This is a genomic window from Streptomyces cinnabarinus (assembly GCF_027270315.1).
Lineage (GTDB): Bacteria > Actinomycetota > Actinomycetes > Streptomycetales > Streptomycetaceae > Streptomyces > Streptomyces cinnabarinus.
This window is the reverse complement of sequence record NZ_CP114413.1, coordinates 1,102,399-1,124,264: the sequence shown is the minus strand read 5'-3', so window position 1 is coordinate 1,124,264 and position 21,866 is coordinate 1,102,399. Positions and strand designations below refer to the sequence as shown.

Below are 21,866 nucleotides of genomic sequence, written 5' to 3'. Positions count from 1 at the left end.
CTCCTCACCGGCGAGAGCTGCTGACAGCTGCTACCGGGTCACGACGGTGTGCACGGGGTAGATCTTCGGCTCCACGTCAGGTGCCCCGAGCTCGCGCAGGATCGGGACGATGATCTCGCCGAACCGCTGGAAGGCCTCGTCCGACTCCCACACGTCGACGACGAGCCAGCCGTTCGGTGTGGGGGCGGAGGTGTGCGAGATGAGGCCAGGGACGGGCCAGTCGGCGGAGGCGGTCACGGCGCCGCGCCCGCCGGTGACCTTGTCCGCGCTCTGCTCGTACTGGTCACGGGTCATGCCCGGCACCTCGAAAACAGCGACGATCGCCATGATGATCTCCGGTCAGGTGGAAACGGTCACCCCAGTCGATCACTGTGGAAGGCAGGGCGCCCGTTGGCCTGGCCCGAACGGACGCGGCGTGGATACTCCGGTCACCATTGGCCGGACGCCGGTCCCTGGGGCCACGGTCCGTGTGAGCCGCGAAGGGCGCCTGACGGTCATCTGACCTGGTCAGGCGCCCTTCCCTTTGGCTAGAAGAAGCCCAGCTTCCTCGGCGAGTACGACACCAGCAGATTCTTGGTCTGCTGGTAGTGCTCCAGCATCATCTTGTGCGTCTCGCGGCCGATGCCCGAGCCCTTGTAGCCGCCGAACGCCGCGTGCGCGGGGTAGGCGTGGTAGCAGTTCGTCCAGACGCGGCCCGCCTGGATCGCGCGGCCCGCGCGGTAGGCGGTGTTGGCGTCGCGGGTCCACACGCCCGCGCCCAGGCCGTACAGCGTGTCATTGGCGATCTTGATGGCGTCGTCGAAGTCGTCGAACGACGTCACCGAGACGACGGGCCCGAAGATCTCCTCCTGGAAGATCCGCATCCGGTTGTTGCCCTCGAAGATGGTCGGCTGGACGTAGTAGCCGCCCTTGAGTTCGCCGTCGTGCTCGATGCGCTCCCCGCCGGTGAGGACCCGGGCGCCTTCCTGTCGGCCGATGTCCAGGTAGGAGAGGATCTTCTCCAGCTGGTCGTTGGAGGCCTGGGCGCCGATCATCGTGTCCGTGTCGAGCGGATGCCCGGTCTTGATCTGCTCGGTGCGGGCGACCGCCGCCTCCATGAACTCGGCGTAGTGGCCCCGCTGGACGAGCGCCCGCGACGGACAGGTGCACACCTCGCCCTGGTTCAGCGCGAACATGGTGAAGCCCTCAAGGGCCTTGTCGCGGAAGTCGTCGTCCGTCCGCCAGATGTCCTCGAAGAAGATGTTCGGGGACTTGCCGCCGAGTTCGAGGGTGACCGGGGTGATGTTCTCCGAGGCGTACTGCATGATCAGACGGCCGGTCGTGGTCTCACCGGTGAACGCCACTTTCGCCACCCGCGGGCTGGACGCCAGCGGCTTGCCCGCCTCCACGCCGAAGCCGTTCACCACGTTGACGACCCCCGGCGGCAGCAGATCGGCGATCACGCTCAGCCAGACGTGGATCGAGGCCGGGGTCTGCTCGGCCGGCTTCAGCACGACCGCGTTGCCCGCCGCCAGCGCCGGGGCCAGCTTCCATGTCGCCATCAGGATCGGGAAGTTCCACGGGATGATCTGCGCGACCACACCCAGCGGCTCATGGAAGTGGTACGCCACCGTGTCGTCGTCGATCTCGCCGAGCGAGCCCTCCTGCGCCCGGATCGCGCCGGCGAAGTAGCGGAAGTGGTCGATGGCGAGCGGGATGTCGGCCGCCAGCGTCTCCCGGACCGGCTTGCCGTTCTCCCAGCTCTCGGCGACCGCCAGTTGCTCCAGGTTCGCCTCCATCCGGTCGGCGATCTTCAGCAGGATGTCGGAGCGCTCGGTCACCGACGTGCGTCCCCAGGCCGGCGCGGCCGCGTGCGCCGCGTCCAGGGCCCGCTCCACGTCCTCCGCCGTGCCCCGCGCGATCTCCGTGAACGGCTGACCGTTCACCGGAGAGGGGTTCTCGAAGTACTGCCCCTTGAGCGGCGGCACGTACTCGCCACCGATGAAGTGGTCGTAGCGCGCCTGATAGGAGACGATCGCGCCCTCGGTCCCCGGTGCCGCGTAACGGGTCATACCGGCCAGCCTCCTTGCACCAGCGCTGCCCACCATTGGACAGCTCTCGCCGTGAGGCTAGGGACGGGGAGGTTGCAAGGACGTTGCGCGAGGCTCTTCCTGCCAGGGGCGATCGCCGGTCAGCGTGCCCCGCGCCCCGGTGGAGCCGCCAGCTCAGACTCCAGCGCGGTGAGGCGGGAGCGGACCGAGGCGGTCGGGCGTACGGCGGCCAGGGCGCGCCAGACGTCCAGGTCGTCCTCGCCCCAGGGCGCGTGGGCCCAGTCCGCCAGCAGGTCCGGGTCCCGGCGGGCGATCAGCGCCGTGCGGAGCCCGTCGGCGAGGCGTCGTCTGACCCTGGCCACCGCCGGCGCCTGGGAACCGGGCAGCAGGGGGCCGGAGTACGCCGTCGCCGCCGCGCTCACCGCCCCCGCCGCCAAGCGCCGCTCGACGACCGCGACGTCGGACTCGACCGGCGCGGTGAGCCGGTACGGCCGGGACGCCAGCAGACCGGGGCCGAGAATCCGCCGCAGCCGGGCGAGCTCGGCGCGCAGGGTCACTGGCGTGACCGACTCGTCCTCGTACAGCGCGCACAGCAGCTCGTCCCCGCTCAGCCCTTCCGGATGCCGGGCGAGCAGGACGAGGATCTCGCTGTGCCGCCGGCTGAGCCTGATCCGGCGGCCACCGGTGACCAGCTGGGCCTCGTCCCGTCCCAGCGCGGACAGCTGGTGCGTGTCCGCGGCCGGGCTCACCGGGGCGATCAGGGCCAGATGGGACTCCGCCGCCCGCGCGACCGCCTGCACGAAGCCCAGGCTGTGCGGATGCGCGAGCCCGTCGCCCCCGGTGATGTCCACGGCTCCCAGCACCCGCCCGGTGCGCGGATCGTGCACCGGTGCCGCCGCGCACGTCCACGGTTGCACCCGCCGGATGAAGTGCTCGGCCGCGAACACCTGCACCGGCCGGTCGACCGCCACCGCCGTACCCGGCGCGTTCGTCCCGACCGCCGTCTCCGACCAGCGGGCGCCGGGCACGAAGTTCATCTGCATCGCCTGCCGACGGGTCGTGGCGTGCCCCTCGACCCACAGCAGCCTGCCGTGCTCGTCGCACACCGCGAGCAGATGCTCTCCGTCCGCCGCGAACGAGCCCAGCAGCTCCCGGAACAGCGGCATCACCCGGGCCAGCGGATGCTCCGCGCGGTAGGCGCCGAGGTCGCCGTCCGCGAGTTCCACACTCGCCGTGCCGTCCGGCCCGACCCCCGCTCTCGCGGAACGCCGCCAGGAGTCGGCCACCACGGCGCGCACCGGTTTGGGCACGGTGCCCGCCGCGGTGAACGTCTCATGCGCGCGGCGCAGCATGCGTGCGTGCTCGGCAGGGTCGGCCCCCGGCTCCAGGGCCACCCACGGATCCGTCAACTCGGCCTCCCGGACGGCGATGCGGCTGGGGACATCGTCACTCCGGGTACGCGCGCGGACAACCTTTTCGGCAGCGGTCACTCGAACGACGTGCCCCTCATTGTCTCGTTCAGGCGGCCTTGACGAGTGTGAGGTAGCGTTCCCAGTCCCAGTGCGGCCCCGGGTCGGTGTGGTCGGTGCCCGGCACCTCGTGATGGCCGATGATGTGCCTCCTGTCTCTCGGGATGCCGTGTCTGGCGCAGATCGCCGCGGTCAGCGCCGCTGATCGCTCGTAGAGGGCGTCAGTGAAGTAGGCGGGCCGGTCCACCCAGCCCTCGTGCTCGATGCCGATACTGCGGGTGTTGTAGACCCAGTTCCCGGCGTGCCAGGCGATGTCCGACTCCCGGACGCACTGCGCCACGTGTCCGTCGGAGGAGCGGACGAGGTAGTGCGCGGACACCTTCTTCTTCGGGTTCCGGAAGACCCTCAGGGTGCCGGAGTAGTCGGTCTGCGTGACATGGACGATCACCAGGTCGACGGTGTACTCCACGGGCCGGCGGGCGGTGGTGAAGTTGGCGGTGTTCGCCTGCCGCCACGCGGCCGTCGGGTGGTCGGGAGCCTGGACCTGCGCCCCGGCGTGCGGTCCGGGCAACAGCCCGTACGGCACAGCGGCGAGCGCGGCGCCCTGCAACAGCCGTCGTCTGCTGGTCAGTGATCGTGCCCGTTCCATGCGGGGGAGTGGCCTCTCGGTCGTGTCGGGAGTCGAGGGTCGTGGGCCTGGAGTCGTGAGTCCGGAGTCGTGGGTCTGGAGTCGGGTGCAGGTCAGCGCGGCAGGGCCGCGGCCGTCTCGCGCAGGCGGGCGTGCACCCCGCGGTGCGTCTCTCGCTCGGGCAGCCACTGCTTGCGCAGCTTGGCCACGCATGTGTAGTTGGTATCGCACACATTGGCCAACGGGGACTCGACGGCCTGGGTCGCGAACTGGTAGGCGTCCGACTCGCTGAAGCCGTAGTCGCGCACCAGCCACTGCACCAGGTCGAGCTGCGATATCCGGAACGCGTCCTCCAGTGGGCGTGCCGAACCCGTCGAGATGATGTGGGTGTCCGACTCGATGCGCGGCCAGGGGGTGGCGATTCCCTTGAGCAGTTCGACGATCACCACCGTGTTCATCGCGCACTCGACGGCGACACCGCAGGTCTCTCCCTCGCCCTGGCGCGCGTGTCCGTCCCCGAGACTCAGCAGCGCGCCCTCGACGTTCACCCCGAGATAACAGGTGACGCCCGCCCGCATCTCGGGTGTGTCCATGTTCCCGCCGTGCGCGTCCGGCACCAGCGCGGAGCGGACCTCCAGGTTGGCGGGGGCCACACCCACGGTCCCGTGCATGGGATCCATCGGCAGCTCTGCCTCGAAGTCGTTGTCGTGCGCGCGGAAGAGGGCGGTGCGCCGGGTCCTGTCCAGCTGCCAGATCCAGACGGCCTCCGGGAGCGGGGGCTGGAGGGAGGCCGTGGTGTGGGTGGAGGTGAGGGCGCCGAACAGGGGGACAGTGGTGGACGCGGCCCAGTCGCGGGCGGGCTCGATCGAGACGAAGTGCACGGCGACGGTGTCCCCGGGCTCCGCGCCCTCGATGTGGAACGGACCGGTCTGCGGGTTGAGGAAGGGGAACTCGCAGACCTCGGAGACCAGGTCCTTCTCCGACCGCACCCGGCCGCCGAAACAGTCCTCCGTGAACAGGTCGAGCACCGTGCCGGGCGCGATCCGCGCCACGGGCGGCACACCGCCGAACGTCCAGGCGTACTCGCCGGGTTGGGGTCGGACGGTCAGGATCCGGGGGTCGCTCATCGCCGCACAGCTCCGTTCTGCCACAGGTCACGGGGTGGAGGGGCCGGAGAGCGCCCTCGCGTGAATCACGGTACGGCGCGGAGGGGTTGGGGCGGAGGAGACGCCCTGGATCCGTGGACAGGACGCGGGCTGTGGATAAGTCGGTCACCCGGGCAGGTGAAGTCCGTCCGGGGTTGGGGATGTTCCTCCCCGGTTCACGCCCGGCCGACGACTCCGGCCGGATCATCCAGCACTCCCCGCACCACCCAGTGCGCCGCACCCAGCAAGGGCCCCTCGGAACCCAGGCGCGACACGGATACCGGGCAGGCCGGCCCCGCGGTCCGCCCCTCCAGCTCCGCCTCCAGCGAGGGCAACAGCCAGGGCGCGAGCCCGGCCAGCGCCCCGCCGAGCACCACGCTCTCCGGGTCCAGCAGATTCACCGCCCCGGTCAGCGCGACGCCGAGCGCGGCTCCGGCGTCGTGCAGAGCACCTCGTACGGCCGTGTCCCCCTCGGCCGCCCGCCCGGCGAGCAGGCCGACGCGGTCTTCGCCCGGTTCCAGGCCGGCCGCTCGCAGCACGGCCTCCTCGCCCGCGTACTGCTCCAGGCAGCCGCGGCCCCCGCAGGGGCACGCGGGCCCCTCCGGGCGGACCGGCACATGCCCGAGTTCGCCCGCAAATCCTCGGGTCCCGCGCAGCAGTTGGCCGTCCACGACGACGGCCGCGCCGATGCCGATCTCCGCGGACACATGCAGGAAGTCGCGCGGTGTGCCCTCGCCGAGCCAGAGTTCGGCCAGGGCGCCGAAGTTCGCCTCGTTGTCCACGGTCAGCGGGACGTCTCCGGGCAGGAGTGCCCCGAGGTCGACGTCGTGCCATGCGAGGTTGGGGGCGCGGACGACCGTGCGTCCGTCACGCGCCACCAGACCGGGCACCGCCACCGCGAGCCCCGCGGGCCACAGCCCTTCGGCGTCCGCCTCCGCGACGACCCGGTGCACCAGCTCGGTCAGCTCACGGATCACCGGTTCGGCCGAACGCCCCCGGTTCGCGCCGTGCCGTACGGCCCTCGCTCGTATAGCCCCGCGCAGATCGACCGCGCACACCGCGAGGTGGTCGACACCGATCTCCGCGCCGATACCGGCCGGGCCGTGCGCGCTCACCGCGAGCGCGGAGCCCGGCCTGCCCACCCGGCCGGGCCGTTCCGGGCCCAGCTCCTCGATCAGGCCGGAGCGGATCAGCTCGTCCACGAGGGTCGAGATCGCGGCACGCGTCAGACCGATCCGCGAGGCGACGGCGGCACGCGAGAGGGGGCCCTCCGCGCTGACGGTGTGCATCACCCGGGCCAGATTGCGGCGGCGCATGCCCTGCTGGGTGTCGGGCAGCGCGCGCCCGGGACCGGCCGGGTGGGGCTCGTGCAGCGGTGCGGTCATGCCTCCGTCAGTCCTCGATCGGTGTGCGTACGGTCGCCGCGCGGCATCTCACCGGGCCTGCGATCCCCGCTCCAGCAGCGGGGCCGCGTCGGAGAGTACCCCGGCGATCCGGGCCAGGGTCGCCTCGTCCCGCTCCACGGCGTCCAGCACCGGGCCCGCCGCGGTGTTCCAGCGGCGGGCGACCGCGGCCGGATCCTCGCCGGTCAGCAGTCCGGCCGCCTGGGCCGCGGCGCCGAGCGCCACCAGCTCCTTGGCCTCGGGCACCTGCACCGGACGGCCCGACAGCCTGCGTACGGTCTGCTGCCAGGCCGTGCCGCGAGCGCCGCCGCCGATCAGCAGCAGCGGCGCCGAGCGGTCCGCGTCCGCGTCGAGGACCAGGTCCAACGCGCCGAGCAGGGAGTGCACGGCACCGTCGTAGGCGGCCTGGAGGAGCTGGCCGGCCGTCGTGTCGTGGCGCAGGCCCAGCAGCAGTCCGGAGGCGTTCGGCAGGTTCGGAGTGCGTTCGCCGTCCAGGTAGGGCAGGAGCGTGACGTCGGCGGTGGGCTCAACGGCCTCACGGTCCAGGCCGAGCAGAGCCGCCACGCGGTCGACGGCGAGCGTGCAGTTCAGGGTGCAGGCCAGCGGCAGCCAGTCGCCGTGCGCGTCGGCGAACCCCGCGACCGTGCCGGACGGGTCCGCCGGTCGGTGCCTGGACACCGCGTACACCGTCCCGGAGGTGCCGAGGCTGAGCACGGGGGTGCCGGGGCGCAGGCCGAGACCGAGCGCGGCGGCGGCGTTGTCGCCGGTGCCGGGGGCGACCAGGGTGCCCTTGGAGAACGGCAGCTCATGGTGGTCGCGCACGGTGCCCGCCACCTCGCCGGGCCGCACCACGCGCGGGAGCAGCGCGGGGTCGAGGCCGACATGCGCCAGGGTCTCCGCGTCGTACGACTCCGTCCCGGACGCCCACCAGCCGGTGCCGGAGGCGTCGCCGCGGTCGGTGGTGCCCTGGCCCGTGAGGCGCTCGGTGAGGTAGTCGTGCGGGAGTCGTACCGCCTTCGTCGCGCGGACGGCGTCCGGCTCGTGCTCGGCCAGCCAGGCCCACTTCGTCACCGTGAAGGAGGCGCCGGGGACGCTGCCGGTGCGCTCCGCCCAGGCCTTCGGTCCGCCCAGCTCCTCGACGAGACGGCGGGCCTGCGGAGCGGAGCGGACGTCGTTCCAGAGCATCGCCGGGCGGACCGGTTCGCCCCGCTCGTCCAGCGTGACCAGGCCGTGCTGCTGGCCGCCGATCGACACCGCCGCGGCCTCGTGGGCGGCGTCGCCGCACTGGTGCAGGGCCTCGCACAGGGCGTCCCACCACTGGCGGGGGTCGGACTCGCGGCCCGCCCCGGAAGACACCGTGTGCGGGGCCTGGCCGCTCGCGACGACCTCCCCGGTGGCCGCGTCGACGACGAGGGCCTTGGTGGACTGGGTGGACGTGTCCACGCCGACGACGAGCGGTCCTTCGGCTGCTGACATCGGGGCTCTCCTCTTGTGCGGCTCGGCTCCTGCGCTCGGCTCGTGTCTGTGTCCGAGCCAACTGTTCTCTTCCCAGAGATGCCTCGGCATACTAATTTGTAAATCGCCATGACGAAATAGTCGGCAGCAAGCAACTCGCAGCAGGCAAGGAGCCGCGGCATGAACTACCAGCCCACCCCCGAGGACAGGTTCACCTTCGGCCTGTGGACCGTCGGCTGGCAGGGACGGGACCCCTTCGGCGACGCCACCCGTCGCGCCCTCGACCCGGTCGAGACGGTGCAGCGCCTGGCCGAGCTCGGCGCCCACGGCGTCACGTTCCACGACGACGACCTGATCCCCTTCGGATCCTCCGACACCGAGCGCGAGGCGCACATCAAGCGCTTCCGGCAGGCCCTGGACGCCACCGGCATGGCCGTGCCGATGGCCACCACCAACCTCTTCACGCATCCCGTCTTCAAGGACGGCGCGTTCACCGCGAACGACCGTGACGTGCGCCGGTACGCCCTGCGCAAGACCATCCGCAACATCGACCTGGCGGTCGAGCTGGGCGCGAAGACCTACGTCGCCTGGGGCGGCCGCGAGGGCGCCGAGTCCGGTGCTGCCAAGGACGTGCGCGTCGCGCTGGACCGCATGAAGGAGGCCTTCGACCTGCTGGGCGAGTACGTCACCGCCCAGGGCTACGACCTGCGCTTCGCCATCGAGCCCAAGCCGAACGAGCCCCGCGGCGACATCCTGCTGCCCACGGTCGGCCACGCGCTGGCGTTCATCGAGCGCCTGGAGCGCCCCGAGCTGTACGGCGTCAACCCCGAGGTCGGCCACGAGCAGATGGCCGGGCTGAACTTCCCGCACGGCATCGCCCAGGCCCTGTGGGCGGACAAGCTCTTCCACATCGACCTCAACGGTCAGTCCGGCATCAAGTACGACCAGGACCTGCGCTTCGGCGCCGGTGACCTGCGCGCCGCCTTCTGGCTCGTCGACCTGCTGGAGAGCGCCGGGTACGCCGGACCGCGCCACTTCGACTTCAAGCCGCCGCGGACCGAGGACCTGGACGGTGTGTGGGCGTCCGCCGCGGGCTGCATGCGCAACTACCTGATCCTCAAGGAGCGCGCGGCCGCCTTCCGCGCGGACCCGGAGGTCCAGGAGGCGCTGCGGGCCTCGCGCCTGGACGAGCTGGCGCAGCGCACCGCCGCCGACGGCCTTGAGGCCCTGCTCGCCGACCGCACCGCCTTCGAGGACTTCGACGCCGAGGCGGCCGCCGCGCGCGGGATGGCCTTCGAGCAGCTCGACCAGCTGGCCATGGACCATCTGCTGGGGGCGCGTGGCTGAGCGGACACGCGCGCGTGGGGGCGCCGCCTTCGGGTGGCGCGCCCGCGCGGGGTGGTGTCCTCGGATGCTGGTGCCGCGGTCCATGGAATGCACCGGAATCGTGCGGTCCGTGGAATGGCCCGGTACCAACTTCCGCGAGTGGGTCGCGTGATCACCGCCGGAAGGTGACGCTGGGCGGTATGGCCATCCCGCCCGTACCGCCCCAGCCGCCCGGTCCGCCGGGTGACACGCCGCCCCCGGGCGGCGGTTACGGACCGCCGACCGACGGATTCGGGCCGCCGCCCTACGACGGATCGTCCTCCTACGACGGGCCGCCGCCCGATGGCCCGAGGCGGCGGCGCGGTCCGCTCCTGGCCCTGCTCGCCGTGATCCTGGTGGGCGCGGCCGTCGCCCTGGTGGTGCTGCTGGGCTCGGGGAGCGACGACTCACCGGGGGACGAGTCGCCCGCCGAGAGCAGCGCGAGCCCGTCGCCGCGGCCGTCGTTCAGCCTCCCCACCGAACTGCCCAGCAGACTGCCGAGCGACCTGCCCAGCGACATCGAATCGCTGCTGCCGTCCGGGTTCCCCAGTGATCTGCCCAGCGACCTCCCGAGCGATCTGGAGTCGCTGCTGCCGGACTTCGACGACGTGGATCTGCCCTGAGTCGATGGCTGTGGGGTGACAGCACGCGTGCGTGGCCGCTGTGCACGGCCACGCACGCGTGGATGTCCGACGACCGTCAGATGCCGCGCGGCAGACGGACGTAGGTCACCGTCGTCTCGATGCCGCTGTCGACCAGTCGGCCCTGCGCGTCGAACGCGCCCGTCCCGTCGGTCATCCCGAAGTCGTTGTCGTTGATCAGGGCCAGCGTGTCGTGGCCCACGCGCGCGACGCCCTCGATCTTGCCGGGCACCCCGTCGATGGTGCCGAGGTCGACGACCAGCTTCTTGGTGAGGACGGGCACACCGGCGGCGGCCGGGTCGTCGAGCTGCTCCAGCGACGGGGACGTGGTGTCGTCGTCCCAGGAGCCACCGAGGATGTTCGCGTCCTTGTCCAGCCGCACCAGGTGCAGCCGGGCGGCCTTGTCGGTGCGCTCCTGCACCAGCAGACGGTTGCCCCCGACGGCGACCAGCGAAGAGATCTTGAGCTCGGAGGTATCGTCCTCGCTCGGGTCCACCACGTTCACCGCGTCGAAGCGGTAGGCGTACTCGGCGGTGACCGCCTTGTTCTTCGGCGAGAAGCGCAGCAGACGGGTCGTGCGCGAGGCCTCCCCGGCATCCGCGTCCGGCAGCGAGAGCGGGCTCTGCACGGCCATCACGAGGTCACCGCCGGGCAGTTGGGCGAGCCCCTCGAAACCGCGGTTGATCTTGCGGTGCAGCAGCACCGAGGGCAGCGCCTCGACCACCGGGTAGTCGGCACCCGTGAGGTTCAGCCCTTCGGGCACGTACCGCGTGAGCACCTTCCCGCGCGCGGAGACGTGCACGAGCGAGGGCCCGTACTCGTCGACCAGCCAGAAGCTCCCGTCCTTGGCCCGCACGATGCCCTCGGTGTCGAGGCCGTTGGGGTTGTACGACCCCGGCGTGCTCGCGTTGTAGTTGTAGGGGGCCTCGTCACGGCTCGCCTGGTTGGGCAGGCCGGTGACGGGCTTGCCGGACGAGGTGGTGATCGGAATGGCGTCGATCACGCGTACGGTGCCGCCGGAGACACGGATCTTGACGATCGCCGGGTCGAAGCCGGGGACGGGGAAGGTGCGGCGCTTGGTGCCGTCCACCTTGATCTGGCCGTTGGGGCCGCGGTCGGTGACGGTCCAGTACTCGCCCTTGCGGCCGGTCGGGTAGATGTCGCTGCCGATGCCGCCGAGGTCGACACCCCGGTCGTCGGCCACCGTGCCGGGCAGCAGCGCGTTGCTGAACGCGGCCAGGGGTATGTCGCCCAGGGTGGCGGTGCCGATGACCCGGGCGTCGTCGGACGGGGTGCCCGCGGCGGGGCCGGTTGCCGCGAGGACGGCCATGACGGCGAGGGGTACGCCCGCCGCGACGGAACGGTGGACGCGGCGCCGGCCAGTGGCGTGCGGGGACATCAGGGCCTCCTGAGGACCAAGTTCGGTGACAGCGGCCAGATTTGGTCCCCGTGCGGAACGCCGTGAGACGAACACGTGAACGCAGGACGTCGGCCGCTCGTCGACCCGACGTCTCCCCGGTCCGGACGTCAGGACGGCGTCGGCGACAGGAAGACCACGATGTCCGTCCCGTCGCCGGGCGACGGCTCGGGCTCCTGCCAGCCGAGGTGGCGGTAGAACCGCACGGTGTCGTGCGCCTGGTCCCAGGTGAGCAGCCAGGCACGCCCGCCGGGCGCGGTGGAGACGAGCGCCGACAGCAGGCGCCGGCCGAGCCCGGTGCCCCGCGCGCGGGGCCGCACGCCCAACTCGTCCACCTCCGTGGTTCCCATCAGCAACTCGTCGATCCGGGCCGCGCCCAGGCGCCGGGTCACCTTTCCGTAGGCGCGGTCCGTGCGGAACGGTGCCCGGGTCGTCCACCCCGTGGCGAATCCGGCCATCTCGCCGTCGTCCGACCACTCGATGACCGCCCGGAATCCGGGACGTCGCGCATCGGTCTCCAGGCGCTCGCGGAACTTCGCGCGGGTCTCGTCGACGTCCCGCCCGTCCCAGGGCGGCGCCGTGAAGATCTCGACGTACGCTTGGGCGAGTTCGTCGGCGACAGTGAGCACGTCCGGGCCGTAGTTCCGCATGAACGTCAACCTACTGTCGCCGCCCCGCCCTTGGGATCACGCCTCCGGCCCGGTCTCCGCCGAGGCCAGTGCCGTGGCCGGGTCCTGTGCCGGGCCGCCGGCCGGCACCCAGCGGCCCCGCTCCTTCCGGTACGGCCACCAGCGGCCGTCCCGTCCCAGCCGCACCTGCCCGGAAGTGCCGACGGCCGTCCACCGGTTGCCCTTCGCCCTCAACTGCGGCCGTTCCTCCTCTTCCCAGGCCGCCTCCAGAGCCGCACGCGCGCGTACGAGCGTTTCCCCGTCCACGGCCCACTCCTCCTCCAGCACGGCCGTCCCGGCCGCCCCGCCGAACTCCCACGCCCGCACCGCCAGGGCCAACTGCTCCCCGGTACGCCCCGAACCGTCGGCGAGGCGCTCCGCCACGGTCGGCACGGGAGCGCCGAGGGCGAGCCGTACCGCGTCCTGGGCGAGCGGCAGTTCCACGTCCGGCACGGGATCCTGCGGGCCCGCGCGTAGCACGTCGACGAGCAGGTGGTGTGCCTCCGTTGCCGTGCGGGCGGCGAGGTACTCCAGGGACGCGGGATCGGTGCCGGGCGGGGGAGGGGTCTCGGTGTCGAGGGACGGCGGTTCCCCGGGCTCCGCGGGGAGTTCGGGGAGGTCCGGCAGCGGCGGCAGGATGTCCCCGGCCGCGAACGCCTCCGCCGCGTCCACGCCCTCGGGTTCGGGAGCGGTCTCCGCGGCCTCGGCGGGCGCGGTGCTGCGGGCCTGGAGGGCGTCCAGCAGGGCGCGTTCGGCCCGTCCGCGCATCAGCAGCAGCACGAAGGGGTCCTGGTCCAGCAGCCGCGCCACCTGGTAGCACAGGGCCGCCGTGTGCGCGCAGTGGTCCCATGCCCCGCAGTCGCACTCGGGTTCCAGGTCGCCCAAGCCCGGCAGCAGGTCGACGCCGGTGTCCGCCGCGTCCTCGACCAGGTGCGGCGGCATGTCACGGTCCAGCAGCGCCGCCACATGCCCGGCCCGCTCGACGGCCATGTCCAGGAACCGGTCCCACTGCTCCCCGGACAGCTCCTCCAGCAGGACGTCCGCGCGGTGGTGGGTACGGTCGCGGTCCTGGACCACGGCCGTGATGCGCCCCGGGCGCACAGACACCGCGCCCACCGCTCCCGCGCGGGCGAGCCTGCGGCCCGCCTTGAGCTGTGCGGAGTCCAGCGCCGTGTCCTCCAGCGCCTTCAGCCAGGCCTGGCCCCACCACGTCTGCGCGAAGCCTTTCCCGTGCGCGGGAGGCAGCGCCGCGAACGTGCGCTCCAGGTCCTGATCACCGTCGTAGCGACTCATCGCGCGCCCCCTCGCAGCTCCACCAGATCGGCCAGTTCCGCGTCCGTCAGCTCGGTCAACGCCGCCTCACCGGAGCCGAGCACCGCGTCGGCCAGCTCCTTCTTGCGGCTCAGCATGTCGGCGATACGGTCCTCGATGGTTCCCTCGGCGATCAGCCGGTGCACCTGAACGGGCCGCGTCTGACCGATCCGGTACGCGCGGTCCGTGGCCTGCGCCTCCACGGCCGGGTTCCACCAGCGGTCGTAGTGCACGACATGCTCGGCCCGCGTGAGATTCAGGCCCGTGCCGGCCGCCTTCAACGACAGCAGGAAGACGGGCACTTCACCGTCTTGGAACCGGCGCACCAGCCGCTCGCGCTCGGCGATCGGCGTACCGCCGTGCAGGAACTGCGAGTTCACCCCACGGGCCGCCAGATGCCGCTCGATGAGGCGCCCCATGCGCACGTACTGGGTGAAGACCAGAACCCCGGCCCCCTCGGAGAGGATCGTGTCCAGCAACTCGTCCAGCAGCTCCAGCTTCCCGGAGCGCCCGGCGATCCTCGGCCGCTCCTCCTTGAGGTACTGCGCCGGGTGGTTGCAGATCTGCTTCAGGCCCGTCAGCAGCTTCACGATCAGCCCGCGCCGCGCCATGCTGTCGGCCTCGGCGATCTCCGCGAGCGTCTCGCGCACCACCGCCTCGTACAGTCCCGCCTGCTCCTTGGAGAGCGACACCGCGCGGTCTGTCTCGGTCTTCGGCGGCAGCTCCGGCGCGATGCCCGGATCCGCCTTGCGGCGGCGCAGCAGGAACGGGCGGACCAGCCGGGCGAGCCGTTCGGCGGCGGCCGGGTCCTGGCCGCCCTCGATGGACTGCGCGTACCGCGTGCGGAACGTGCCGAGGCGGCCGAGCAGCCCGGGAGTCGTCCAGTCGAGAATCGCCCACAGCTCCGAGAGGTTGTTCTCCACCGGGGTGCCGGTCAGCGCCACACGCGCGCGTGCGCCGATGGAGCGCAGCTCCCGCGCGGTCGCCGAGTAGGGGTTCTTCACATGCTGGGCCTCGTCCGCCACCACCATGCCCCACCGCACCTCGCCGAGCCGGTGCGCGTCCAGGCGCATCGTGCCGTAGGTGGTGAGCACGAACTCCCCGTCGGCGAGGCTCTCCAGGTCGCGCCGGGAGCCGTGGAAGCGGCGCACGGGCGTGCCGGGGGCGAACTTCTCGATCTCGCGCTGCCAGTTGCCCATCAGCGACGTCGGACACACCACCAGCGTGGGACCCGCCGAGGAGTCGTCGGTCTGCCGGTGCAGATGCAGCGCGATCAGCGTGATGGTCTTGCCCAGTCCCATGTCGTCGGCGAGACAGCAGCCCAGACCGAGCGAGGTCATGCGGGCCAGCCAGTTCAGGCCCCGCCGCTGGTAGTCGCGCAGGGTGGCGGCAAGCGCGGCGGGCTGCGGGACCGACTCCTGTGTCTCGGGGTCGGCCAGACGCTCCCGCAGGGCCGCCAGCCACCCCGTGGGCCGCACCTCGACCCTGCGGCCGTCGACGTCCGTCGAACCCGTCAGGGCGGCGCTGAGCGCGTCGACGGGCGTCACCTTGCGGTCCTGCTGCCCGCGAGCCCGGCGCACTTCCTCGGGATCGATCAGGACCCACTGGTCGCGCAGCCGTACGAGGGGCCGGTGGGCCTCGGCCAGGCGGTCCAGATCCTCGCGGGTGAGCTGCTGATCCCCCAGCGCGAACCGCCAGTCGAAGGAGAGCAGCGCGTCGGCGGAGAGGAATGAGGGCGTGTCGGAGGCCAGGTCGGCGGGACCCTGTTCGTCCTCGGGCGGGCCGACCACCGCGCGGGCGGTGAGCTCGCGTGACAGTTCCTTGGGCCAGTGCACCTCGACGCCCGCCCCGGCCAGGGCCCGGGCGCCCGTGGAGAGCAGGTCGGTGACTTCCTCGTCGGCCAGTTCGACGGCGTCGGGAACCGTGGCTGACAGCAGAGGGGCGAGCGGCGGCCACGCGCGGGCCGCACGGCGCAGCGCCAGCAGGGCGTCCATCTGTGCGCGGGGACCGAAGGCGGAGGCCCCGGCCCAGACCTGAGCGGCGTCGGCGACGAGAGCCTGATCACTCACACCGTGCACCTGGAGGACCGCGCGGAAGACGGGCGCCGCGTCCTGCGTGGTGGCGTCGGTCAGGCCGGGGACCTCGATCCGCAGCGACAGGCGGACCCCGGCGTCATGGCCCGCGGCGACATCGGCCGCCCACGCGCGATGCCCGGGCACGTGCTGCGGCTCCGGCGCGGCGTAGGCGGCACCACCCGTCACCAAAGAGGCCGCCGGTGTGCGGGGCAGGGTGTCCGCGACGGCGTCCAGGAAGGCGCGCAGCAGCTGCTCCGGGTCGGGCAGCCGCAGCGCCCCAGTGGCCGTGAGCGGTACGGCATGCGCCTCGGGCGGCATCGCCGCGGCGAGCCGACGCACCCGCTCGATGTCCCCGGCGCCGAGAGGGCCCACGCGCCAGGCGTCGTGGTCCGCCGGTGACAGACCGGGCAACAGCAGCCCCCGCGCGGTCAGTTGCAGCGCCAGTACCGCCGCCGAGCCCCAGAAGGCGCCGGCTCGATGTGCCTCCGCGGAGGCACGCGCGCGGATCAGTACCGGCAACGCGGCGCGCACGGGCAGCAGGACGGCCGGAACGCTTACGCGCTCCACGCCGTCGTCGCCGGGCACGACCACGGTCAGGTGCTCGGCCGACTTCGCCTCCACGAGGGGAGAGGTGTTGGAGCCGGAGTGCCAGAAGGCGATCCTGCCGGTGCGCGCCGGATCACCGGGCACGAACACGGCACAACAGTGGGTCAGTTCGAAGATCTCGGAGGGGGTTGCCGGGGGGACCGTCTGCGCAGCGATGGCGTATTCCTCAAGTTTGACTACCGAGCGGAGTCGCCGAGGGTACAGCACCGCCTGGCCCGATCCGGCATGACAGGGCTGTGTTCCGCATCACTGCCATGGGAGGGTGAGAGGGCATGGAGGAGGACCAGTAGGGGGCACACCTCAGGGACGTCTCAGGGTCGCGGTCCGGAACCGCGGGAAGCGTGTGCCCGTTTTGAGAGCAGAGAGCGGCAGTGCGCCGCGGAGGAGGCGACACACATGACGAGGAACCACAAGATTGCCGCAGGAGGTGCGGCGGCCGGGATCATTCTGCTCATCTGGCTGCCCTGGTGGGCAGCGCTCCTGATCATCCTGGGCGTCCCGGCCGCCGCGTACCTCGCACTCGACCCCTCGCAGCGGCGCAAGCTGCGCCGCGCGACCCGCAAGGAACTCGGCCGCTGAGGCCGGTAGGCGCCGGGCGCCGGGACAGTTCCCGACGCCCGGACCGGTGACTCAGTGCCGGGCTCGATCCGACAGCGCGCAGGAGTTGACGACGTCGCCGTCCGCGGGCCTTTCGACGGCTCGGTCCGCGGGCGGCCGTACGCCCCCGTCAACCCAGGACACCAGCGCGTCGAACGCCGACCGGTAGCAGGGCAGGATCGGCCGCAGCCGGTCCGGGTGGCTGTCGTACAGCCCGTCCACGTGGGTGCCGCCCTCGATCGTGTAGTAGCGGTGCAGCGCACCCCGCCCGGCGGTTCCGACCATGCGCTCGTACACATCGGAGTCGGCCGCCTTCGGGAGCAGCGTGTCCAGATCGCCGTGCAGGGTGATCAGCGGCTTGCCGATCCGCCCGGTCAGCGCGACTCGGGCCACCGCGCGGTGGACGGAGGCGGGGCGGGACGCGTAGTCGTAGACGGCGTCCTCGGCGCAGGGCGCGAGGATCTGCTCCGCGGTGGTCCCGGCAGACGGGCCGGGGCAGGCCGGGGCGTACGAGGGATCGAACTCGGCGCGGTAGATCTTCTGCGTGACCCCCCAATAGGCCTTCTCGTGGTACGGCCACAGGAACTCCGACCCGCGCGCGAAGCCCACCGCGTACAGATCCTCGTCCCGCGCGGAACCGAGCATCCGGGCCACGGTCGTGGGCAGCGAGGTCAGCAGGTTGGGGCCGTGAGCGGTCCACAGCGCGCCCTCCCAGTCCACGCCTCCGTCGTAGAGCTCCGGATGGTTCTCCAGCTGCCAGCGGGTGAGGTAGCCGCCGTTGGAGATACCGGTCATGTACGTGCGACGCGGGGCGTGTCCGTAGCGCTGGGCCACCGCCTTGCGGGCCGCGCGGGTGAGTTGGGTGGTCCGGGTGTTCCACTCGGCCACCGCGTCGCCGGGCCGGGTACCGTCGCGGTAGAAGTCGGAGCCGTTGTTGCCCTTGTCGGTCGCCGCGTACGCGTAGCCCTGGGCGAGCACCTGGTCGGAGATCGCCTTGTCCGTCGCGTACTGCCGACGTGTGCCCGGGGCGCCCGTCACGACCAGGTCGCCGTTCCAGCGGTCCGGCAGGCGGATGACGAACTGGGCGTCGTGCTTCCAGCCGTGGGTGGCGTTGAAGCGCGAGGAGTCCGGGAAGTAGCCGTCGACCTGGATCCCTGGCACGCCGGACGGCACACGGGTACCGGCCGCCGTCAGCCCCGCCTGGTCGGCCAGGTCCGTGTACGGGGTGCCGGCGAGCCCCGTCGTGGTCAAGTCCGTGAGGCAGGCGCTCTGTTGGAAGGCCGCGCCGGGGACGCGTACCCGGTCCTGGCGATCGCAGTGTTCCTCCCCTGCCGACGCGGCTCCGGCGGGAGCCGGCCAGGTGAGCGCCGCCGCGATCAGCGTGGTGGCGACGAACGGAACACCTCGGGACAAGCGCATGGGTGGCCTCCAGGGCAGAAGGGGGGAGCCGGAGCTGCCCCATGGTGCGGTTCCTTCTGCGCCTCATCCATGGGTTGGGACCACATGGAACGGCGGCGTCGTATGGGGGCCAACCCAGATGTGGCGAGCGTGAGTTCAGGCGGCCGCCTCCGCACGCGTGAGGCTCTCGGTCCCCTGCCGCTGGATGCGCCGACGCCGGGACGGTATGCCCGCGGTCGGGTTGGCGACACCCCAGGCCGCGCCCTTGCAGATCAGTTCCTTGTAGCGGGCGGCCATACGGCCCGTCAGGGCGCGGTCGACCGCTTGGTCGTCGGCGGTGACGAACTGGATCAGGCCCTCCTTGCGGCCGAGGGAGATGCACTGCTGGACGTAGCGGATGGACCCCTTCGGGAGCTTGCCGCCGGTGAGTCGGGCGGCGATGGTGTCCGCGGCATGCCAGGCCATGGGGACACCCGAGGCGCAGGACATGCGCAGCGGCTTGTCACCGGGTCCCATGGCCAACGCGGCGTCGCCCACGGCGTACACGTCCGGATGGGAGACCGAGCGCATGGTGGAGTCGACGACGATCCGGCCCTGCTCATTGACGTCCAGGGCGGTCGCCTGGGCGAGCGGGTGGACGGCGAAGCCGGCGGTCCAGATCGTGACCGCGGCCGGAATGGCCGTACCGTCGGCGGTCTTGACGCTGTCGGCCGCCACCGCGGCGACCGCGGTGCGTTCGTGGACCGTGATACCGAGCTTGTCCACCACCGTGCGCAGGTGCGTGCGGCCCTTGTCCGAGAGCCAGTCGCCGAGCGTGCCTCGGGCGGCCAGGGCGACGTCGAGGTCGGGGCGGGACTCGGCGATCTCGGTCGCGGCCTCCAGACCGGTCAGACCACCGCCGACCACGACCACGCCCCGGCCCGCTTCGAGAGCGGCCAGGCGCTCGCGGAGGCGCAGGGCGCCGGGGCGGCTGGAGAGCTCGTGGGCGTGTTCGGCGGTGCCGGGCACGCCCTGGTCGTTCCAGCCGCTGCCGAGGGCGTAGACGAGCGTGTCGTACGCGACGAGTTCCTCGGCGCCGTCCGCGGTGGTGACGGTCACCGCCTTGGAGTCCACGTCCATGGCGGTGACCTTCGCGAGCTTCAGTTCCACGCCCGTGCCCGCGAACATCTCGCTGAACGGCCGGGGCCGGAGATCCTGGCCGGTCGCCAGCTGGTGCAGGCGGACGCGCTCCACCAGGTCGGGCTCGGCGTTGACGAGGGTGATGGTGACGTCCTCGCGGCGCAGTCGCTTGGCGAGGCGGCCGGCCGCGGTCGCTCCGGTGTAGCCGGCTCCGAGGACGACGATGCGGTGCTTCATCGGACTGCTCCTGTCTGCGTGGGCTCCGCCCTTGCCTTGCGCGGTTTCGCCCCTTGAACCGGACAGGCCGACGATTCCTGACAGGATCAGGATGTGAAGCACGTCACATCGCGTCAGAGGGTGTGGAGCGGGGGCTCCCGGTGGTCCGCTGCGGCCCACTGCCGGGTCGCGCGGGCGAGCTTGTCGGGGTTGACCTGGTTGCGGACCGCGGCGATGCCCTCCGCGGTGACCTCGAGGCAGGCGATCCCGACGATCCGGCCGTCCACGACCGCCACGATGGCGGGCCCTCCGTTGGCGGTCGTGGCATAGATGTCGGGAGCCCCGCCGACGTGCGCACGCTTGGCCTCGCCGGGCTTGAACATGCCGCGCAGGAACTTGGCGACCGCGAGCGCGCCCTCGAACGCCTTCGCGCGGGCCAGGACCTTCCCGCCGCCGTCACCGACCGACACGGCGTCCTGCGTGAGCAGGCGCACCAGGGGCTCGGTGCGGCCGCTGGTCGCCGCGGCCAGGAACTCCTCGACGATCCTCTTGGCGGCCGCCTCGTCGATCTCGGTGCGCGCCTTGCCCTCCGCGACGTGCTTCTTGGCCCGGTGGAAGATCTGCTGGCTGGCGGCCTCGGTGAGGTCCAGGATCTCGGCGATCTCGCGGTGCGCGTAGTCGAAGGCCTCGCGCAGCACGTACACCGCCCGCTCGTTGGGCGACAGCCGCTCCAGCAGGACGAGGACGGCGTACGACACCGACTCGCGCTGTTCGGCGGTGTCGGCCGGGCCGAGCATCGGGTCCCCGGCGAGCAGCGGCTCGGGGAGCCACCTGCCCACGTACGTCTCACGCCGCGCGCGTGCCGAAGTGAGCTGATTGAGGCAGAAGTTGGTGAGAACCTTCGTCAGCCAGGCCTCGGGCACCTCGATCCGCTCGATCTCGGCCGCCTGCCAGCGCAGGAACGTCTCCTGCACGGCGTCCTCCGCCTCGCTCGCCGAACCGAGCAGCCGGTAGGCAATGGCCTCCAACCGGGGCCTGGCTGCCTCGAACCGGTCCACATCACTCATGATCAGCGCCATACTCGCGATCATATTCGGCCCGGGGCGGACGGTCGCCGGGGCCGGCGAGCGCTGTGAACGCCGGTCCCCGCCCACGCGATGTGCGTCACCGCCCGCCCGGCGCCGCCTCAGCTCGGACGTACCGCCATCTTGTCGAGCGCCTCCAGCAGGCCCGGCAGTTCCGGACCGCGACCCACCGGGAGGACCTCTCCGGGTTCGTCGTCGAGCAGCACGAACGCGATGTCGTCCGTTCTCGCCACGAGGGACCAGCCGGGACCGTCGGCGCGCAGCGTGCGCGCGTCGCCCGAGGCGAAGGCGGACCGGACCCGGCCGAGCGGCGGCGGGGTGTCCACGTACGCGCGTGCCTCGGCGAGGACGCGACGGATCCCGCTGTGCCCCTTGGCCTTCTCCTCGCCCGCCGAGGCGCCGGAGGCGCCGGACGCTTCCGCGGCCTGCTCGGCGTTTGCGGCGTCCGCGGCGTCAGGAGAGTCCTGGTCGTCCTCCGAAGCCTCATCGGCGGCCGCGGAGGCCCCCTGAGCGGTCTCCGACGCGTCCTCGGCCGTCTCCGAGGCCCCCTGCGCCGTCTCCTGGCCCTCGGGGGCCTCCGAGTCGCCACCGGGCTTCGGGAAGTCCGCGTCGTCGATCTGCTCGCGCCAGATCGCCCATTGCAGGGCGATCTCGTCCGCGCCCAGCCTGCGCTGGGCCGGTCCCCAGGTCGAGGTGTCCGGGGGCGTCAGGGGCGGACCCTCGGCGACATCCGGGCCGGGGTCGTGCGGCGCGGGCACGTTGGGGGCCGCGACGGCGACAGCCAGCGGCCAGCCGGGGAGCGCGGCCACGACCGTGCGCTCGTCCGGTGACAGGTCGTACTCCATGCCGCAGTCCCAGGACGCGATGGCGACCGCGACCAGCGACACGTCGTCGATGACGACCGTCCAGCGGGCGCCGTCCCCGTCCTGGCCGATCACCAGCCCGTACCCGTCGGCGAGCGGCGCGAGGCCGAGCGCCGCGCATGCCTCGGGGTAGTCGTCGCCCAGCACGCTCGGGAACTTCGCAGGCGTCAGCAGTACCGCCGTGAGCACATAGAGTGCGTCGTCCTCGGCGGCGACGGCGTCCTCGTCCGTCCCGGCCATCCCAGCCTCCCCATCGGTTCGTCCAACGGCGCGCACCCTAGTGCGAGCGGAAGGCCCTTGTCACGACTCCCCACCCCACCCGGAGCTGCTGTTTTCCGGCTGGAGGGGGCGAAACCGGCCTTCCTCGGCGGCGCC

At 72.3% G+C, this 21,866-nt stretch carries 18 protein-coding genes; 3 read left to right on the top strand and 15 right to left on the bottom strand.

The features are described 5' to 3' along the window. Positions 1–30: 30 nt before the first annotated feature. The 7 genes from STRCI_RS05165 to xylB form a co-directional block, all read right to left on the bottom strand. A complete protein-coding gene (locus STRCI_RS05165) occupies positions 31–327 on the bottom strand; it encodes an antibiotic biosynthesis monooxygenase family protein (protein ID WP_269657638.1) in 297 nt (98 codons plus the stop codon). Positions 328–527: 200 nt separating this feature from the next. Continuing rightward, entirely contained in the window at positions 528–2,051 is a 1,524-nt protein-coding gene (adh, locus tag STRCI_RS05160; RefSeq protein ID WP_269657637.1) for an aldehyde dehydrogenase, read from the bottom strand. 119 nt (positions 2,052–2,170) lie between these two features. Continuing rightward, positions 2,171–3,439, bottom strand: a complete 1,269-nt coding sequence (locus STRCI_RS05155) for a GAF domain-containing protein (protein ID WP_269664490.1) — start codon at positions 3,437–3,439, stop codon at positions 2,171–2,173. 109 nt (positions 3,440–3,548) lie between these two features. After that, entirely contained in the window at positions 3,549–4,148 is a 600-nt protein-coding gene (locus tag STRCI_RS05150; RefSeq protein WP_269657636.1) for an N-acetylmuramoyl-L-alanine amidase, read from the bottom strand. A gap of 92 nt (positions 4,149–4,240) precedes the next feature. Then, positions 4,241–5,254, bottom strand: a complete 1,014-nt coding sequence (locus STRCI_RS05145) for an acetamidase/formamidase family protein (RefSeq protein WP_269657635.1) — start codon at positions 5,252–5,254, stop codon at positions 4,241–4,243. 194 nt (positions 5,255–5,448) lie between these two features. Further along, positions 5,449–6,657, bottom strand: coding sequence for an ROK family transcriptional regulator (locus STRCI_RS05140; protein WP_269657634.1), 1,209 nt, complete (start codon positions 6,655–6,657; stop codon positions 5,449–5,451). A gap of 48 nt (positions 6,658–6,705) precedes the next feature. Further along, positions 6,706–8,151 carry a xylulokinase gene (gene xylB, locus STRCI_RS05135; RefSeq protein WP_269657633.1) on the bottom strand — a complete coding sequence of 482 codons (1,446 nt, stop codon included), beginning with the start codon at positions 8,149–8,151 and terminating at the stop codon, positions 6,706–6,708. A gap of 159 nt (positions 8,152–8,310) precedes the next feature. Here xylB and xylA point away from each other — a divergent pair, with 159 nt between their 5' ends. Next, on the top strand, positions 8,311–9,477 hold the full coding sequence (gene xylA, locus STRCI_RS05130; protein WP_269657632.1) for a xylose isomerase: 1,167 nt from the start codon (positions 8,311–8,313) through the stop codon (positions 9,475–9,477). A 179-nt stretch (positions 9,478–9,656) separates the two neighbouring features. Continuing rightward, on the top strand, positions 9,657–10,118 hold the full coding sequence (locus STRCI_RS05125) for a hypothetical protein (RefSeq protein WP_269657631.1): 462 nt from the start codon (positions 9,657–9,659) through the stop codon (positions 10,116–10,118). 76 nt (positions 10,119–10,194) lie between these two features. On the opposite strand, the gene STRCI_RS05120 is transcribed toward STRCI_RS05125, so the two are convergent. The 4 genes from STRCI_RS05120 to STRCI_RS05105 form a co-directional block, all read right to left on the bottom strand. Continuing rightward, positions 10,195–11,535 carry an esterase-like activity of phytase family protein gene (locus tag STRCI_RS05120; protein WP_269657630.1) on the bottom strand — a complete coding sequence of 447 codons (1,341 nt, stop codon included), beginning with the start codon at positions 11,533–11,535 and terminating at the stop codon, positions 10,195–10,197. Between the two features lie 128 nt (positions 11,536–11,663). After that, entirely contained in the window at positions 11,664–12,203 is a 540-nt protein-coding gene (locus tag STRCI_RS05115; protein WP_269657629.1) for a GNAT family N-acetyltransferase, read from the bottom strand. 36 nt (positions 12,204–12,239) lie between these two features. Next, entirely contained in the window at positions 12,240–13,514 is a 1,275-nt protein-coding gene (locus STRCI_RS05110) for an SWIM zinc finger family protein (protein WP_269657628.1), read from the bottom strand. Further along, complete coding sequence (locus tag STRCI_RS05105) at positions 13,511–16,369, bottom strand: DEAD/DEAH box helicase (RefSeq protein WP_269664489.1); 2,859 nt, start codon at positions 16,367–16,369, stop codon at positions 13,511–13,513. Before STRCI_RS05105 ends, STRCI_RS05110 begins: the two co-directional genes overlap by 4 nt. Before the next feature lie 240 nt (positions 16,370–16,609). On the opposite strand from STRCI_RS05105, the gene STRCI_RS05100 reads away from it, so the two are divergent. After that, positions 16,610–16,792 (top strand): hypothetical protein, encoded by a 183-nt coding sequence (locus STRCI_RS05100; protein WP_269657627.1) that lies wholly within the window; start codon positions 16,610–16,612, stop codon positions 16,790–16,792. Positions 16,793–16,843: 51 nt separating this feature from the next. Here STRCI_RS05100 and STRCI_RS05095 read toward each other — a convergent pair whose 3' ends face one another. From STRCI_RS05095 to STRCI_RS05080, 4 genes are all read right to left on the bottom strand, one after another. Further along, on the bottom strand, positions 16,844–18,229 hold the full coding sequence (locus STRCI_RS05095) for a tannase/feruloyl esterase family alpha/beta hydrolase (RefSeq protein ID WP_269657626.1): 1,386 nt from the start codon (positions 18,227–18,229) through the stop codon (positions 16,844–16,846). A 135-nt stretch (positions 18,230–18,364) separates the two neighbouring features. Next, on the bottom strand, positions 18,365–19,564 hold the full coding sequence (locus tag STRCI_RS05090) for an NAD(P)/FAD-dependent oxidoreductase (RefSeq protein WP_269657625.1): 1,200 nt from the start codon (positions 19,562–19,564) through the stop codon (positions 18,365–18,367). A gap of 113 nt (positions 19,565–19,677) precedes the next feature. Next, positions 19,678–20,622 carry an RNA polymerase sigma factor SigJ gene (sigJ, locus tag STRCI_RS05085; protein WP_269657624.1) on the bottom strand — a complete coding sequence of 315 codons (945 nt, stop codon included), beginning with the start codon at positions 20,620–20,622 and terminating at the stop codon, positions 19,678–19,680. A 107-nt stretch (positions 20,623–20,729) separates the two neighbouring features. Then, on the bottom strand, positions 20,730–21,731 hold the full coding sequence (locus tag STRCI_RS05080) for a hypothetical protein (protein WP_269657623.1): 1,002 nt from the start codon (positions 21,729–21,731) through the stop codon (positions 20,730–20,732). Positions 21,732–21,866 lie beyond the last annotated feature (135 nt).